General features: G+C 62.8%; 1 protein-coding gene. It reads right to left on the minus strand.

Going from position 1 to position 1,324, the window contains the following annotated elements; translation table 11 throughout:
• Positions 1–8: 8 nt before the first annotated feature.
• Complete coding sequence (locus tag SKC42_RS27370) at positions 9–1,244, minus strand: IS30 family transposase (RefSeq protein ID WP_442932286.1); 1,236 nt, start codon at positions 1,242–1,244, stop codon at positions 9–11.
• Positions 1,245–1,324 lie beyond the last annotated feature (80 nt).

A 1,324-nucleotide genomic window follows, 5' to 3' on the forward strand; every position in this document is an offset into this window, starting at 1 on the left:
CGGTGGTTTCAAGGGATCGATGCAACAGCTGTTGGTTGTGAGAGTAGTTCGTTGAGCGCTTCGGCCGGTGTTTTCCAGTTCAGTGTTTGGCGGGGGCGGCCGTTGAGTTCGGCGGCGACGTTGTCGAGGATCCCGGGTCCGTGCAGGGATAGGTCGGTGCCTTTGGGGAAGTATTGGCGGAGAAGGCCGTTGGTGTTTTCGTTGCTGCCGCGTTGCCATGGCGAGTGTGGATCACAGAAGTAGATGTCGAGATCGGCGGCGGCGGCGATGGCCAGATGGTTAGCCATCTCGCTACCTTGATCCCAGGTCAACGACCGCCGTAGATGGTCGGGCAGCTCGGTCATCTTGGCCACGATGGCTTCTTGCACGGCCAAGGCGCCGTGGTTGTCGGGTAAGTGCAGCAGCATCACAAATCGGGTGCGGCGTTCGACGAGGGTGCCGATCGCCGAGCCCGAAGCGGTGCTGCCCAGGATGAGATCACCTTCCCAATGCCCAGGCACCGCGCGGTCAGCTACCTCGGCGGGACGCTCACTGATCATGACCATCCCCGGGATGCGGCCACGACGTTCCCCGGGCCGATGCTGAGAGCGGCGCACCGCGCGCTTGCTGCGCAGGCACTGGTGCAGATCCCGGCGCAGCGAGCCCCGGCCTTGGACGTAAAGGGCCTGGTAAATGGCCTCGTGTGACATCCACATCTCCGGATCGTCGGGAAAGTCGTCACGCAGCCGCCGGGCAATCTGGTACGGGCTATGACGTAACTGCAACCGAGTCTGCACCTCGACGCGCAACCTGTCATCGATGGCCAACCGGCGCCGCTTGGGCCGTCGAGCGTTCTCGGCGCTGCGATCATGCGCCGACATCGCCCGGTACTGCACCGTCGCCGCATTTCCGCTTTGACGTGCGCCGAACGCGTACTTACGCCGATATCCCGACTTACGACCGGTACCCCGGTTACGTAACTGGCAGTTGTTATCGATCTCACGCTTGATCGTCGAGGTCGCCCGACCCAGCCGGCGACCCATCGATTGCAACGACTCACCGGCATGAACACCGGCCTGGATCTCGATCCGCTCCTCAAGTGTCAACCGCGGTCGTGGACCCGACGTATTCAGCGCGCGAATAGCTGGTTTCACCCCGCCAGCCTCACGGAACCACCGCCGCCCACAACCCTCCGACACGCCAACGGCAACACCGGCTTCTCCCGGATTCAGACCCCGCCTAACGTGCTCCCAAAACGCCGGCATCCTCGAACGCAACACCACACTCGAACCCACAACACTCCTCAAGCCAAAAGGGGTGTTGCATCGATCCCTTGAAACCACCG

Source organism: Mycobacterium sp. 050134, assembly GCF_036409085.1.
In the GTDB taxonomy this organism is placed as follows: Bacteria; Actinomycetota; Actinomycetes; order Mycobacteriales; family Mycobacteriaceae; genus Mycobacterium.

Bases quoted from the DNA above. Each gene is read 5' to 3' on its own strand.
- SKC42_RS27370 (WP_442932286.1), bottom strand. From the start codon at position 1,244: ATGCCGGCGTTTTGGGAGCACGTTAGGCGGGGTCTGAATCCGGGAGAA.